Origin of the sequence: Brachyspira pulli, from assembly GCF_036997785.1 — a bacterium.
GTDB classification, from domain to species: domain Bacteria; phylum Spirochaetota; class Brachyspiria; order Brachyspirales; family Brachyspiraceae; genus Brachyspira; species Brachyspira pulli.
Genome location: NZ_JAWLQI010000001.1, coordinates 56,428 through 71,676 on the forward strand (window position 1 = coordinate 56,428; position 15,249 = coordinate 71,676).

General features: G+C 29.3%; 15 protein-coding genes. 14 read left to right on the forward strand and 1 reads right to left on the reverse strand.

What is annotated here, in order from left to right; all coding sequences use genetic code 11:
* Positions 1-18: 18 nt before the first annotated feature.
* The 14 genes from R4K56_RS00200 (at position 19) to R4K56_RS00265 (ending at position 14,457) form a co-directional block, all read left to right on the forward strand.
* Positions 19-522: a GNAT family N-acetyltransferase gene (locus tag R4K56_RS00200; RefSeq protein WP_335757477.1), complete on the forward strand. Its 504-nt coding sequence runs from the start codon at positions 19-21 to the stop codon at positions 520-522.
* 220 nt (positions 523-742) lie between these two features.
* Positions 743-1,531: a flagellar type III secretion system pore protein FliP gene (gene fliP / locus R4K56_RS00205; RefSeq protein ID WP_297298138.1), complete on the forward strand. Its 789-nt coding sequence runs from the start codon at positions 743-745 to the stop codon at positions 1,529-1,531.
* Between the two features lie 69 nt (positions 1,532-1,600).
* Positions 1,601-1,870, forward strand: coding sequence for a flagellar biosynthesis protein FliQ (fliQ, locus tag R4K56_RS00210; RefSeq protein WP_096736234.1), 270 nt, complete (start codon positions 1,601-1,603; stop codon positions 1,868-1,870).
* Between the two features lie 25 nt (positions 1,871-1,895).
* Positions 1,896-2,699: a flagellar biosynthetic protein FliR gene (fliR, locus tag R4K56_RS00215; protein ID WP_335771655.1), complete on the forward strand. Its 804-nt coding sequence runs from the start codon at positions 1,896-1,898 to the stop codon at positions 2,697-2,699.
* On the forward strand, positions 2,696-3,895 hold the full coding sequence (gene flhB, locus R4K56_RS00220) for a flagellar biosynthesis protein FlhB (protein WP_335759780.1): 1,200 nt from the start codon (positions 2,696-2,698) through the stop codon (positions 3,893-3,895). Before fliR ends, flhB begins: the two co-directional genes overlap by 4 nt.
* A 21-nt stretch (positions 3,896-3,916) precedes the next feature.
* On the forward strand, positions 3,917-6,028 hold the full coding sequence (locus R4K56_RS00225) for a flagellar biosynthesis protein FlhA (RefSeq protein ID WP_335771668.1): 2,112 nt from the start codon (positions 3,917-3,919) through the stop codon (positions 6,026-6,028).
* Between the two features lie 71 nt (positions 6,029-6,099).
* Positions 6,100-6,273, forward strand: a complete 174-nt coding sequence (locus R4K56_RS00230; RefSeq protein ID WP_297298143.1) for a hypothetical protein — start codon at positions 6,100-6,102, stop codon at positions 6,271-6,273.
* A gap of 47 nt (positions 6,274-6,320) precedes the next feature.
* Positions 6,321-8,360, forward strand: a complete 2,040-nt coding sequence (locus tag R4K56_RS00235) for a flagellar biosynthesis regulator FlhF (protein ID WP_335771656.1) — start codon at positions 6,321-6,323, stop codon at positions 8,358-8,360.
* 31 nt (positions 8,361-8,391) lie between these two features.
* A complete protein-coding gene (locus R4K56_RS00240; RefSeq protein WP_297298147.1) occupies positions 8,392-9,255 on the forward strand; it encodes a MinD/ParA family protein in 864 nt (287 codons plus the stop codon).
* A 32-nt stretch (positions 9,256-9,287) separates the two neighbouring features.
* Positions 9,288-9,929: a hypothetical protein gene (locus R4K56_RS00245; RefSeq protein WP_335757481.1), complete on the forward strand. Its 642-nt coding sequence runs from the start codon at positions 9,288-9,290 to the stop codon at positions 9,927-9,929.
* 64 nt (positions 9,930-9,993) lie between these two features.
* The gene (gene whiG, locus R4K56_RS00250; protein ID WP_297298151.1) at positions 9,994-10,806 is read left to right on the forward strand and encodes an RNA polymerase sigma factor WhiG; all 813 of its coding nucleotides are present in this window, start codon (positions 9,994-9,996) and stop codon (positions 10,804-10,806) included.
* Positions 10,807-10,821: 15 nt separating this feature from the next.
* Complete coding sequence (locus R4K56_RS00255; protein ID WP_335771657.1) at positions 10,822-12,801, forward strand: FapA family protein; 1,980 nt, start codon at positions 10,822-10,824, stop codon at positions 12,799-12,801.
* An 11-nt stretch (positions 12,802-12,812) separates the two neighbouring features.
* Positions 12,813-13,778 (forward strand): hypothetical protein, encoded by a 966-nt coding sequence (locus R4K56_RS00260; RefSeq protein WP_335771658.1) that lies wholly within the window; start codon positions 12,813-12,815, stop codon positions 13,776-13,778.
* 13 nt (positions 13,779-13,791) lie between these two features.
* On the forward strand, positions 13,792-14,457 hold the full coding sequence (locus R4K56_RS00265; RefSeq protein ID WP_335769021.1) for an HAD-IA family hydrolase: 666 nt from the start codon (positions 13,792-13,794) through the stop codon (positions 14,455-14,457).
* Here R4K56_RS00265 and recO read toward each other — a convergent pair.
* A complete protein-coding gene (gene recO / locus R4K56_RS00270) occupies positions 14,446-15,225 on the reverse strand; it encodes a DNA repair protein RecO (protein ID WP_335771659.1) in 780 nt (259 codons plus the stop codon). The genes R4K56_RS00265 and recO overlap by 12 nt on opposite strands.
* Positions 15,226-15,249 lie beyond the last annotated feature (24 nt).

Genomic DNA, 15,249 nt, shown 5'->3' on the forward strand with positions numbered 1-15,249 from the left:
ATTTTGTAGGTGTTATCTATGAGTAATAATATAAGAGAAGCACATATAGAAGATGCTAAAAACGTTATAGATTACATTAAAAAAATGTCAGATGAAACAGATTTTTTAATGTCTGGTTCTGATGAAAGGCTTTTAGATGTAAAGAAAGAGGAGGAATTTTTACAAAATATACAGCATTTAAGGCTAGAAAAGATGTTTTTGTATGAAATTGACAAAAAAATCGTCGGTATATGCAGTATAAAAGGCTTAAATAAGAAGAGAGTAAAACATAGGGTTGATTTAGGTATAACAGTTTTAAAAGATTATTGGTCTAATGGCATAGGTACAAAATTACTTGAACATGCTATTAACTATTGCAGAGCAAATTCTATAGAAAAAATAGAATTAACTGTAAGGACTGATAATGAAAGAGCTTTAAAATTGTATAAAAAAGAAGGTTTTGAAGTAGAAGGAGAAATAAAGAAGTTCTTCTATATAAATGGAGTTTATTATAATTGTTATATTATGGGGCTTTTTGTTTGAAAAATATACTATAAATAAAATTTTTATATAGTGTATTGTTGCTGTAAATGTGATTTGGGTTTTATTATAAAATTTAAATTTTATTAATTGAGTGTAAATTAGTTAACATAATACTTGACTATTTTAGAATAATATGTTAACTTTAAGCAAGTTGTAAAACATTATCGTTTTTTGGAAGAAAAAAGATTAGGAAAAAAATTTATAAAGTTGGAGTTCTCAAATGCGAAAGTTTCTTATGGTGTTTTTGGTATTATGTTTACTTATGCCAGTTGTAGCTTACGCTCAAGATAATACCCAAATACCAATACCTACAATAGGGTTAAATGTTACTCAAGCTCAAACTCCTCAGCAAGTAAGTTTAGGACTTCAGATATTATTTCTTTTAACAATATTGTCGTTGTCTCCTTCTATTATAATAATGACAACAAGTTTTATAAGAGTTTCTATAGTATTAAGTTTTGTTCAAAGGGCATTATCTTTACAGGAAACCCCTCCAAGGGCATTAATAATGGGGTTGTCTTTGTTCTTGACCTTCTTCATAATGATGCCGACTCTCTCGCAAGTTAATAATGAGGCACTTCAGCCATATTTGAATGGCAGCATAGGTGTCAATGAATTATATAGTAGAGGTATACAGCCTATAAGAATGTTTATGTTCAACTCTTTAAGAGGTGAAAATGGTATGAAAAGTTTGGATTTGTTTTTAAGTATAAGTAATACTGATATAAGACTTAGAGAAATTCAAACAGTAGAGGATTTGAATAGAATTCCTACTATAGTGGTTATACCGGCATTCATTATAAATGAACTTACTATAGCATTTAAAATGGGAATATATCTGTTTATACCATTTATTGTTATAGACTTGGTGGTTGCTTCAATACTTATGGCAATGGGTATGATAATGCTGCCGCCTATTATGATATCATTGCCGCTTAAAATAATTTTATTTGTTGCGGTTGATGGTTGGAAACTTTTGATACTTCAAATAGTACAAAGTTTTCAATAATGTAATGATAATATAATAATGGATTTTTAGAGCTGCTTTATATAGTTAATATAGTTTAAGGGAAATGTTATGAGCGATACTTCGATTATTGTTTTGGTGCAGGAAACTTTATGGGTTTTTATGTTGCTTTCGGCACCAGTTTTAGGGGTTTCTATAGTTGTTGGTTTGATTATTTCTATACTTCAAGCTACTACAAGTATTCAGGAACAAACATTAACTTTTGTACCTAAAATGATAGCAATGTTGGCAGTTATATATATGTTAGCTTCTTGGATGTTAAATTATACAAGTGCTTTTACAGTTAGATTGTTTAGTATACTTCCAAGCATAGCAAGATAAGGGTGTATTGATTTAGGAATAATAAATGGATAATTTTGTAAATTTTTTCCAGATTTACCTACTCATTATGGTAAGATTTATAGCTATACTTATGGTAGCACCATTGTTTTCATCTAATGTTATTCCTAATAGTATAAAAATGGGACTTGCTTTTGTAGCTACAGCAACTATATTTCCATTAGTTGCTAATATAAATGTTCAGGCAGCACCTACTTTTGTAGAGTACTTTTTAACGCTTGTTAATGAGGCTCTTATTGGTATTTTGATAGGATTTTTAATGTCTATTATATTTGCTGCTTATCAAGTTATGGCTAACTTTTTTGAAATACAAATGGGATTTGGTATATCTGAAACTGTAGACCCTATATCTCAAGTTACAGTTCCAGTATTGGGACAGCTTCAGTCTTTAATAGTTATACTCATATTTATAGCTATTGATGGGCCTAGCTGGGTAGTTAGAACTTTGTTTTATAGTTTTAAAGCTATGCCAGTATTGAGTGATGCTTCAAAAGCAGTATTCACTTCATCGTTTAATGGAGTTATAGACAGAATGATATATTATATGAGTTCTTTATTTTCTATATCTCTTTCATTAGCTTTGCCTATAATACTTACTTTATTCTTATTATCATTAAGTTTAGGTTTGTTGTCAAAAGCAGCGCCTCAAATGAATATTTTGATGTTAGGTTTCCCAATGCAAATTGGAGTTGGTATAGTAGCTTATTATATATTGATACCAGCACTTGTTTCTAATTTTATGAAGATATTAGAATACACTATATCAGATGTAAATAATATAATAACTTTCTTATCAGGAGGCACTGTATGAAAAATATTATAGCTTCCTTATTAGAAATGTTAATTATATTTAAAGCTAGACTTTATAGAAAATATTTACGCCTTACAGGAAAAGGCTTTGTATTAACATTGTTTGCTTCTCCAGAAGATGAAGGAAGAACAGAACTTCCAACTGAGAGAAAGAAAAGAAAGGCAAGAGAAGAAGAAGGACGTGTTGTAAACTCTACAGAGATAAACCAAACTCTTGTTTTGGCTGTTACAATAGCTGTAATAGCTTTACTTACAACATATTTGATTAATACAGTATCTCAATTTTTTGTTGGAATATTGAATAAAATTTCCAATGCTGATGCTAGTATGAATATTTTATCTTTGCCTGATATGTTTTTAGAAATAGTTGTTTTAATAGCTAAAACTGCCGGAATAGTTTTGTTGGTTGCTTTAGTTGTTGGCGTAGGTATCAATTTAGCACAGACTAAATTCTTATTTACAACTAAAAAGTTAAAACCAAATTTTAAAAGAATAGCTCCTACTTGGTCTAACTTCAAAGAAAGGGTGTTTATTTCTTCCCAAAACTTGATGAACTTAGCCAAAATCTTATTCAAGATGGTAGTTATATCTTTTCTTACTTTTTCAGCTATATACGGCAAACATGATCAATTATTTAATATGGTTAATATGGAATTACCTCAAGCTATGCATTTATTTTTCTTTATCGTTTTAGAGATGTTGGCTAAGGTAATAGTATTTATGATAATAGTATCTGCTTTTGACTATTTCTTTCAAAAAAAGCAGTACATTAATAGTTTGAAAATGACAAAACATGAAATGAAAGAAGAATTCAAAGAGATGGAAGGAGATCCATTGGTAAAAAGCCAGTTACAAGATATGGCTAGAAAAATTGTCAATAGAACAATGCTTAAGGCGGTTCCAGAGGCAGATGTGGTAATTACAAACCCTACTCACTTTGCAGTTGCTTTGAAATATGAAAATGGAGATTATGCTCCAATAGTAACAGCAAAAGGGGCAGACCATATTGCTTTAAGAATAAAAGAGATAGCTAAAGAGAATGATGTTCAAATAGTAGAAAATAAACCTTTAGCCCGTGAATTATATTTTAATGTTGAAATAGGACAATATATACCAGAAAAACTATTTCATGTTGTTTCAAGAATACTTGGCGAAGTATATAGAATACGTAATGAAAAAATGGCAAGGGCTATATAGGAGGAATAAAAAGTGGCAACAATGAATGGTGCTAAATCAATTTTAGATTCAATAAAATTACCTAGCAATCTTAGCAGGCATACTGATATAATGTTTGCTGTTGGTGCAGTTATGGTAATAATGATGCTTATTATACCATTACCATCAATAATTTTAGACTTTTTGCTTATAGTAAATATAATTGTATCATTATTGATATTACTTATGGTACTTAGTATAAAGAGTGCCAATGATTTTAGTGTATTCCCTTCTGTATTGCTTGTAATGACTGCATTCAGATTAGCTTTGAACGTATCTACAACTAGAGCAATTCTTACTGAAGGAGCTAACTTTAATGGTAAGGTTATTACTTCATTTGCTGATTTTGTAGTAGGCAGTAATATAGTTGTAGGTGTTGTAATATTTATCATTCTTATAATAGTACAATTTGTTGTAATCACTAAAGGTGCTACAAGAGTATCAGAAGTAGCAGCAAGATTCGCATTAGATAGTATGCCTTCAAAAATGATGGCAGTTGAAAGCGAACTTCAAGCTGGTGCTATCACAGATAAAGAAGCAGAAGAAAAAAGAAAGAAAATAAGAGGCGAAAGTGATTTTTACGGTACTATGGACGGTGCTTCAAAATTCGTACAAGGTGATGTTATAGCAGGTATTATTATTACTGTTATAAACATAGTAGGCGGACTCATTATTGGTATGACAATGAGAGGCGAACCATTTGCTCAGGCTGTTAATGCTTATACTCGTTTTACTGTAGGTGATGGTTTGGTAAGCCAGATTCCTTCATTCTTTATGAGTTTTGCTACTGGTTTATTAGTAACTAGAAGCAGCAGCGAAGATAATTTGTCTACTCAAATTGCTGTACAGATTTTTGCTAAACCTAAAAACTTATTTATTGGTGCTGGTTTCGCATTCTTCTTAATGCTTTTACCAGGTTTCCCAAAATTGGCTTTATTTGTTATATCATTAGCATTATTTTTAGCTGGATATACTTTGAGAAAAGAGCAGCAGGAACTTGGACTTAATGAAGATGGTACAAAGGCAGATGCTGGAGAACAGGTTCATCAAGGCCCTTTAGATGTTACTCCTTTCTTGAAAGTTGAAAAGATAGAACTTTCTGTTGGTGCCTCTCTTATACCTTTGGCATTAGAATCCGAAGGAGGGGACTTAATCAATAGAATAAGTCAGATACGTAGAGAACTTGCTTTGGAGGTTGGTTTAGTTGTTCCTCCAGTACGTATTGTGGATAATAGTGTAATAGAACCAGATGAATATACTGTTAGTATAAATGGTACTGAAATGGCTAAAGGATTCGTTCGTCCTAATATGCTTTTAGCTTTGAATGCTAATTCTCCAGATGGTCCTACTCCAGATTGTGAGAGAGTAAGAGAACCAGCATTCGGACTTCCTGCTTATTGGATTAAAGTTGATGAAAAGGATATGGCTGAGAAAAAAGGCTTTATGTTATTCCAGCCTACATCGGTTATAGCTACTCACTTTAGTGAAACTATTAAAAGAAATGCTAATCTTCTTATCGGACGTGAAGAAGTACAGAATATGCTTGATCTTATTAAAGATGATCATAAAGCACTTGTATCAGAAGTACTTGCGGCTAAGCCTCATAATGAAAGTCCTCTTGGATACATACAAAAAGTATTGCAGAATCTTCTTCAAGAGGAAGTACCTATTAGAAACAGTGTGGCAATATTAGAAGGTGTTGCTGATGCTATATCTATTATGGGAAGTGAGCAGGCTACAGAATTGGTAAGAAGCAGATTAGCTTCACAAATATCTCAAATGGTTGCAGATCAGGATAGAAATATTAGAGTTATTACTTTAAGTCAGCAATTACAAAATAATATAGCACAGAATCTTGCTAATACAGGCAATTTACAAGGTTCTCAAATGATAGCTATGAGTTTTGAAAGTATGCAGAACTTAATTAAGAATATAAAAGATGCTGTTAAACTTGTTAGTGATTCAGGAGTTGATGATATAGTATTTTTAACTTCTCCTATTATAAGAAGACCTCTATATCAGTTTATAGCTAAGAATGTTGGTAAGTATAAAGTTATTGCTACAACAGAGATAGCACAAGGATATAATGTACAAGGAATTGCTAGTATTAAATAATTAAATTGGAAATTATAATGCCCGTAAATGGAGCAATTTTTTAAGATGTAAATAAATTATGGAGTTAAACTATGAAGACAATTAAAATCTTTGGAAAAAACAGAGAAGAAATTGAGAAACAAGCTAGAGACAAATATGGTGAAAGCTATTTTATCATTAGCGTTAGAGAAAGCAAAAGGAAGAATATTTTTGGTATGACAAAAAAAGAGTTCGAAGTTTCTATCGGTATTTTAGAGCAATATTAATTAGGTGATTATTTAGGGAGTTTTAAGATGATTAGAGGAGAAATAAAATGGTAGATATACGTACTATTAGAGGGAAGGATAAGACTGATGCTTTTGCTAAAGCTAGGGTCGAGTATGGCGGAAATTTTGTTATCTTGACCAGTAAAGATGTTAAAGTAGGCGGTTTTTTAGGTTTAGGTATGAAAACAGAACATGAACTTAGAATAATGCTTAATAACTCTATATACGATAGAAAAAATAATGCATCAGAAGAAAAAACTTCATATTCTAGTGAAGAAGAAGATGATGATGAAATGCATAGAAATAAACTTCTAAGCGATAGAATAGAGATGAAAAAACATGCTACTGAAACAATTGATGCTAGTGAAATGGCTGATAGAATAGTTGCGGTTACTAAAGCTTTAAAAGAAGCTTCAAGAGAAAGAAATGCTAATAAAGTAACTAATAATTCTTCTAGTGCAGCGACAGTGGTTCCTACATCAGATAAATTTGAAGATGATAACAGAGATAACTTCAGAGATAGTTTAAGAGATAGCTTCAGAGAGAATAATAATATTAGAGATAATAATATCAGAGAAAACATTAGTGAAGATATTATGAATGAAACATTAGAACCTACAGTTAATAATTCTAATTCTTATACTGAAGAAAAAAGAGAAATTGTTAGAGAAAGAAATACTAATACAGATGGTTTTAGTCCTTTACCTCATTTTAATAATTATCCATATTCTAATTCAAATTTTGCCGGCTCCTCATTTAATAATATGAGAGGCTCGATGTTGTCTGACTATTCATCAAATAATGGTTTTTCTCCAATAAATAATTATAGCAATTTTTCTGCTAATAATAACAGTTTTATGAACACTATGAACAACAATAATAATATGAATGGTTTTAATAGTAATGTTATACCTAATCATATAAATAGTTCTAGTAATAAAAACAATAATGCAATTAATAATGCTATTGATGACAATGTTAAGAAAATGGTTCAAGAGCAGATAAGAGATATGGTTAAAGAATATTTGGAAGGAAGTTTACCAAATATTAATAAAAATCATAATACTGCTTCAAATTCAACTCAAAATAATAATAGCAGAAATACAAATACATTAGTAAATCATGAATATGAAGATGAGGAAATAAATAATGCTCTTGAAGAAATAAAAGAGTATAGAGAAGAAAATAATCTTACAAGAGAAAAGAAAACTAATATTAGAGATTATTTTGAAAATCCTGATAATGAAGAACGTGATGAAGAAAATAATGAAGAAAGCTCTGATATGAACATTTCTGATGGTATGGAGGAGAGCTTCAATTATTTAAGAGATAGAGAATTCCCAGAAGAAGTTTTATTGGATTTAAGAGAATATTTACTTACATCTAGTAATGCAAGATTCTTCCAATCTAAAGATGTAATTAGAGAAGAAGTTGAGAAATATTTCTCAGATAAATTAATGCTTGCTAATGGTATAGAAATAGGTGCTAAGAAAAAAATAATAGTATTTGTTGGGCCTACTGGTGTTGGTAAAACTACAACTATACCAAAAATAGCAGCTCAATATATGAAGTCTGGTAAAAAAGTTTCATTTGTTACAATAGATAATTATAGAATAGCAGCGGTTGATCAGCTTCAAAGATATGCTAGTATAATGAAAGTACCATTTACAAGTGCTAGTACTCCAGAAGCTTTAAGAGCTGAAATAAGAAAACTTGATAATTCTTCGCTTTTATTTATTGATACTATGGGACGTTCTCCAAAAAGTGCAGAAGAAATAGTAGCTATGTCAAAATATTTCACAACAGTTGGAAGATTTGATATGGATATTCAGCTTGTTATGAGTGCTACAGCTAAATATAAAGATGCAGTAAAAATATTGAATGGTTTCAAACCAACAAATTATAAAGGTGTAATACTTACAAAAGTTGATGAAACAGATTATTTGGCTTCTTCAATTTGTGCTATAACTAGAAAGAAATTGCCTATTACTTATATAACTTATGGTCAAGGTGTACCTAAAGATATATCTACAGCCAAGAAATATGGTTATAAAATAATGGAAGGCTTATTTGGTTCTTCAAAATAAATAATTAATTATAGGAAATGAAAGATATATTATGAAAGATCAAGCAGATGAATTAAGAAAGATGATGGGACTTAAAGACAGACGTCCCCAACGTATAATTAGTATTGCCAGCGGTAAAGGTGGAGTAGGTAAAACTAACATAGCTATTAACTTGTCTATAGCATTGCAGCAATTAGGTCAGAATGTACTTTTGATAGATGCAGATCTTGGACTTGGTAATGTTAATGTAATACTTGGAAATATGCCTGAGTATAACCTTTATCATGTTATAAAAGGTGTTAAGAAATTACATGAAGTTGTACTTGAAACAGATTATGGTATTAGATATATTGCAGGGGCTTCTGGTTTTTCTTCTTTAGCAAATCTTTCTGGTAGGGCTTTGACTAAATTAGTAAACAGTATGGATTCTTTGAATGATGCTGATATTATTATAGTAGATACTGGTGCAGGAATTTCAGATACAGTTTTGTATTTTCTTCTTTCTTCAGATGAAAGTATAGTTGTTACAACTCCTGAACTTACTGCCATACTTGATGCCTATGGTGTAATTAAATCTATTGCTCCTGAAGATGCTAATGCTGATATAAAAATATTAGTTAATAGAGTTACAAAGGCTTCTGAAGGAAAAGAAGTTGGCGATAAAATTATTATGACAAGTAAAAAATATTTAGATATGGATGTTAAATATCTAGGACATGTTTTTGAAGATAAAACAATTCCTTACGCTGTTTCTCAGCAGCTTCCTTTTTATCAATATGATAATAAGTGTCATGCATCTATGTCTATATATAATATAGCTAAAAAAATTATTGATATGGAATATGATGATGACAGAGAAGTGAAAGGATTAGGCGGATTTATGGAATCACTTCTATCTTTTGTTAGTAAAAAGTAATTTAATACTTTGATATTTATTAGAGGTAATTTATGAATAATATACTCGAAAAAGTGAAACAACATTTTTCTTCTAACTTTGGAAAATTAGCAGTTATTATAACTGGCTTATCATTTATTATAACTCTTTTGTTATCAATATCTTTCAAAAATAGGGTTGATGTTTCCATTTTGAAAGCAATAATTTCAGCTATTTTAACACTTGTAATATTGTTTGTGATTGGAATTATATTGAAAAAATATTTAGGTGATGTAATAGATGAATCAACAATGAGTTCAAATTCGGATATAGATTATAATGCTATAGATGATAATAGCGGTTTTAGTGTAGATAGTAATAATAACACTAATGCTGCTGCAACAAGTGATGATACTCCTATATTTACTCCAGATTTGAGTAATATCGAAAATATAGGAAAAGGAGCACCAAAGCCTGTTAATGTTGATAAAAATAATAAAGTAGATTATCATAGTTCAGGAGATGATATAGGTGATATAGTATTTGGAAGTTCTAATACATCATCAGCATCAAATTACACTACAAAAAGTACTATGTTCCCAGATAAGAAGATTGATAATGAAGAAATGGTAAAAGAAGCACAGGAAGATCCTGAAAAAGTTGCTAAGGCTGTTAGAACAATGATAGCTAAAGATGAAAAAAGTGATAATAAATAAATGATGCAATTAAGATGCAATAAATAAAATATATAGCAAAAATTAATAACTAGAGTGAATTATTATGAAGATGAATAAAAAAGATAAAATACCAAATATTACTAATGATAATGAACAGGAATATTGGCAAGAGTTTAAAAATACTCAATCTCCTTATATAAGAGAGGCTTTAATTATTAAATATTCTCCATTGGTAAAGTATGTGGCAAGTAAAATATCTGTTAATATGGGTTCTCATAAGCATATTGAATTTCAGGATTTAGTAGGTTTTGGTTCTTTTGGTCTTATGGACGCTATTGATAAATATAACCCTAATAGAGATATTAAATTTAAAACTTATGCTGTTACTAGGATAAGAGGTGCTATATATGATGAACTTAGGAAATTAGACTATCTTCCCAGATCTATACGTAAAGATGTAAAAGAGATAGAAAAAGCTAGAGAAATATTAGAGGCTAGATTGAGCAGAAATATTAAACCGCAGGAAATAGCTGATATGCTTGGAATACCTATTAGTAAATATAATGAAACTATGAAAAGATATATAGAGGCTTCTCCTACATCTTTAAGTGATGTTTGGTATGTAGGTGATGATTCTGATGAAATATCTGTAATAGATACATTGAAATCTAATGATAAAACTAATCCTGAATATTTAGCAGAGAGAGAAGATGTAAAAAATAAAATAGTAGCTGCTTTAAAAGAACTTCCAGAAAAGGAAAAGCAAGTACTTATATTATATTATTACGATGATCTTACATTAAAAGAAATCGGAAAGGTTTTAGAGGTTTCTGAAAGCAGAATATCCCAGCTTCATACAAAAGCAATACAGCAGTTAAGATATAGTCTTTCTGAGATAAAAAAACAATTATTATAAGAATAGGTGATTTTTATGAATGAATTAAAGAGAAAAATATTGCAAAGCGATTTTTATAAAGAAGTTTATAATAATAAGAACACTCGTTCAGTTGAATTATCAGTAGAATCTTTGGAACGCGGTATGCAGGAAGCTTCTGCTATATTCCAATGTCCAATTTATGAATTAACTTATAAAGTTTTAGAAGAAGGAAGTAAAGGATTTTTTAATATAGGTGCTAAACCTTTTTTAATTAGATATACACATATCACTTATGATAAATCTAATATAGGTATGGGACAAGGTGCAGATTATACTATTGGAACATCTGGGGATAGTTCACAGAATAAAATTGTATTTAATAAAGATACAGATGTTGTTGTTAGAGTAAAACGCGATGGTGTATTCTTGAAAGTTGTTCCTCCTACTGCTGATGGTAAGAGGATTGAAGATATGACTCTTGTAGAGAGTAAACTTATAGATGCAGGTATTAAAGAATATGATTCTCATTTAGCTAAAAAGGTGCTTCATGAACAGACAGGAAAATATGAAAAAATTGCTGAATGGGATATAAGCAGAGCTGGAAATAATGCTAAGATAAGTTACAGCATTAGTGATGATAAAATGCGTGCTTATGTTACTGTGACAAAGCCTAATAAAGGCGGAAGAGAAATGGATTTGCAGGATGTAAAAGAAATAATGGAAAACTGCGGTATCACATTTGGATTCCAAGAAGAAAATGTTACTAAATGTTTAGAAGAAGGTACTTTTAATATTCCTATATTAGCTGCTGAAGGACGTCCTCCTGTAAATGGACAAAATGCTAAAATAGAATATTTAGTTAATGTAAATAAAAAAGTTATACCTAAATATATTGGCGAAGATCAAAGTATTGACTATAAAGATTTAAGTATAGTTGAGAATGTTGTAGAAGGTCAAAAATTAGCTAGAAAGGTTCCTGCTACAGATGGTGAAATAGGAAGAACTGTACTTGGTGTCAAAATAGAAACTAAGGCTGGTAAAGATATTGATATTAAAGAAGTATTGGGTGACAATGTTGAAATGTCTGATGATGGTGAATATATATTATCTACTATAAACGGACAAGTAGTTCTTAGAGGAAAATCACTTAATGTTGAACCAGTATTTGAAGTTTCTGGTGATGTTGGCCCTGAAACAGGAAATATTAACTTTATTGGAAGTGTATTAGTTAAAGGAAGTGTTAATGATAACTATTCAATAAAAGCTGAAGGTAATATTGATGTTCATGGAACAGTTGGTAAATGTGATCTTGAAGCTAAGGGTGATATTATGGTTAAACTTGGTATTCAAGGAAATGAAAACAGTGTTGTAAAAGCTGGCGGAGATGTTATAGCTAAATTTATACAGTTCTCCAATGTTCAAGCTGGAAATAACGTTGTTGTTACTGAAGCAATACTTAACTCTAATATTGATTCTGATAATAGAATTATACTTATAGGTAAGAGAGCTTCTGCAAGCGGAGGAAGACTTAGAGCTTTAAGAGAAGTTAATGGTAAAGTTTTAGGTTCTCAAGCTGGTACTAGAACATTAATAGAAACAGGAATTAGCCCAGCTAAAAGACGCACTATTGATGATTTAGATAAAGAAAAAGAAGAATTAGATAATTCAATAGAAGAAACAGAAAGAAATATTAAATCTTTGGAACAAGCTGCTAAACTTAAAAAGCTTGATGATGAGAAAAAAGAACAATTACAAAGTTATAAAGAACAATTGGAACAAGCAAGCAGTAGGAGAGAAGAAGTTGTTTTAGAAAGAGAAGCTTTAACTCAAACTATTGAAGTAGAAAAAGTAGAATCTACAATAAGTGCTGGTAAAGAAATGCTTCCAGGTGTTCAATTAACTATTGGAAGTGCTGAATTTACTATAAGACAAAGTTATAAATCTATCACATTTTTTGAAGAAAATGGTATGATACAGACTGAGAAATATAGAGGAGAACCTAAAAACGATAAGAAACAAGGTGATGAAGAATAAGAGGTTTTTATATGGCTTTGAAAATAATTGATTTTTATAAAGCAGCTATAGAATGCGGTATTAATGCAGATCCAAGAGGAGCAATAGTTGTAGAAAAAGAATTAGAAAATATAAAAAAATCTTATGATAAATTAGATGAAAAAAAGAAAGAGTATTTTGATAAAGATACTCTATTTAATCCTTATGCAGATACGAGAATTTTGAATATTGCAGAAGATAAAAATATAAATAAAATTTTCTGCGGTATAGATATGCAAACTCCAGAACTTTTATTAGCTGACAGACTTAATGAAAAAAATGAAAATATAGATTTAGTTATAAGTCATCACCCAAATGGTTATGGTTTTGTTAATTTTTATGATGTTATAAATATGCAGGCTGATAAGAATGCATTGCATAATGTACCTATAAATGTAACTGAAGCTTTAACTAATAAAAGACTTAACGAAGTAAGCAGATCTGTTTATGGTGCAAATCATTTTAGAGATGTAAATGCTGCTAAACTTCTTAAATTAAATTATATGTGTATGCATACTGTAGCTGATAATTTTGTTGAAACTTTTTTAACAAGAGAGATGGATGAAAAAAAACCTTCAATATTATCCGATATAATTGATATTTTATTCACAATAGAAGAATATAAAATATCAGCTATGCGTTATAATCCTCCAAAAATATTTAATGGTTCTAATAATTCTAAAGTTGGAAGAATTGTTGTTGATATGACAGGAGGAGCTTATTTTGATACTGCTATGGTTGATGCTTTATCAAAGGCTGGTATTGGAACATTAATTGTAATGAATATATCTGATAAACTTTTAGATGAGTGTAAAAAGAATTATATTAATGTTGTATGTGCCGGTCATATGGCTAGTGATAGTTTAGGGCTTAATTTATTATTCAAAGCTATAAAAGAAAAAACTAAGGAAGATTTTGAAATACTTGCTGCTTCAGGATATATTTTTGTAAATAAATAAAGTGAGTGATAAAATGCCTAAATATTATAATATATTATTTGATCTTGATGGAACTATTACTGATTCTGCCCCAGGTATTATAAATGGAGTTATATATGGAATTAAAAAAATTAATGAAGTATATAATTTAAATATTGATATGCCAAATGATAAAATATTGAGAAAATTTATTGGGCCTCCATTAGATGTAAGTTTTAGAAAGTATTGCCATGACGATGAAAAATTATCTCTTGAATTTGTGAAATTTTATAGAGAAGATTATAATGGTAATGAAGGTTTATTTAATTGTACTCTTTATGATGGCATATATGATTTGATTAAGAATCTTTCCGAAAACGATTACAGAGTTTTTTTAGTTACTGCTAAACCTAAAGAATCTGCAGTAAGAATAATAGAACATTTTAATTTAACCGAATTTTTCAACGGGTTCTATGCTCCTATACTCGGCGGAAAAATAAAAAGTAAATTAGATGTTTTAAATGAAGCTATAGAAAAAGAAAACTTTGAAAAGTCTAAAACTATAATGATAGGTGATAGAATTGATGATATAGATGCTGCTAAAAATTTAGGAATTGATTCTATTGCTGTTAGATATGGTTTTGGTAATGATGAAGAGTTTAAAAATGCAGTATATATAGCTAATAACACTAAAGAAATATTTGATATATTAAGTGAATAAAATTTCTTCTAATACTTGCAGACTTTTTATATTTCTGTTTATATGATTAAATAAAGATTTATTTAAAATATTTTTTACATTGTTTATTGAGTTATTATATAATAATTTTAATTCTTTGTTGTTTGCTATACTAATCAATGAAGTATGTTTTATAATTCTCATTAAATTTTTATCATCTTCTGTTATTTCAAATGCATCTTTAATAAGAGGTTTGCATTTAGAGCATATTAAACCTCCTTCAAGAATTGAATAAAAATTGGTATCATTATTTTCACACATAATGCATTTATCTAAATGAGGAGATATTCCTGCTATATGAAGTGTTTTTATTTCAAATGCTCTCATTAAAATATTTATATATATTTTTTTATTTTTATCATCATTATCTTGTTCTTCTAAATTTTCCAAAGCATCTAAAATTTTTTCCATTAATATAAAGTATCTGTCATCAAAATCTTTAGCACAATATAATAATACTTCCCTTATATAGAATACAGCCAAAGAAGAATATATTGATTTTTCTAGTATAGAATAATTTTTTATTATGTTTGATTCTTTTAATATTGATAGCTGAGATGTGCTTTTTTCGTATAGATTTATATTTAATTTAGATATGCTTTCTAAATCAGATCCGAATGCTTTAGAATCTTTTTTAGCTTTATAACATATTGCCTGCAGTATAGAATTGCTTGTTAGAAAAGATGCTATTATTGAAGAACTTTTATACTGACTATATGATAATATAAAAGCTTGAGTATTTTTTATCAATATTATTCCTTAAATATTTTATAA

Bases quoted from the DNA above. Each gene is read 5' to 3' on its own strand.
- R4K56_RS00255 (WP_335771657.1), top strand. From the start codon at position 10,822: ATGAATGAATTAAAGAGAAAAATATTGCAAAGCGATTTTTATAAAGAA.
- R4K56_RS00260 (WP_335771658.1), top strand. From the start codon at position 12,813: ATGGCTTTGAAAATAATTGATTTTTATAAAGCAGCTATAGAATGCGGT.
- R4K56_RS00200 (WP_335757477.1), top strand. From the start codon at position 19: ATGAGTAATAATATAAGAGAAGCACATATAGAAGATGCTAAAAACGTT.
- R4K56_RS00245 (WP_335757481.1), top strand. From the start codon at position 9,288: ATGAATAATATACTCGAAAAAGTGAAACAACATTTTTCTTCTAACTTT.
- fliP (WP_297298138.1), top strand. From the start codon at position 743: ATGCGAAAGTTTCTTATGGTGTTTTTGGTATTATGTTTACTTATGCCA.
- flhB (WP_335759780.1), top strand. From the start codon at position 2,696: ATGAAAAATATTATAGCTTCCTTATTAGAAATGTTAATTATATTTAAA.
- whiG (WP_297298151.1), top strand. From the start codon at position 9,994: ATGAAGATGAATAAAAAAGATAAAATACCAAATATTACTAATGATAAT.
- R4K56_RS00225 (WP_335771668.1), top strand. From the start codon at position 3,917: ATGAATGGTGCTAAATCAATTTTAGATTCAATAAAATTACCTAGCAAT.
- fliR (WP_335771655.1), top strand. From the start codon at position 1,896: ATGGATAATTTTGTAAATTTTTTCCAGATTTACCTACTCATTATGGTA.
- R4K56_RS00240 (WP_297298147.1), top strand. From the start codon at position 8,392: ATGAAAGATCAAGCAGATGAATTAAGAAAGATGATGGGACTTAAAGAC.
- R4K56_RS00265 (WP_335769021.1), top strand. From the start codon at position 13,792: ATGCCTAAATATTATAATATATTATTTGATCTTGATGGAACTATTACT.
- R4K56_RS00235 (WP_335771656.1), top strand. From the start codon at position 6,321: ATGGTAGATATACGTACTATTAGAGGGAAGGATAAGACTGATGCTTTT.
- fliQ (WP_096736234.1), top strand. From the start codon at position 1,601: ATGAGCGATACTTCGATTATTGTTTTGGTGCAGGAAACTTTATGGGTT.
- R4K56_RS00230 (WP_297298143.1), top strand. From the start codon at position 6,100: ATGAAGACAATTAAAATCTTTGGAAAAAACAGAGAAGAAATTGAGAAA.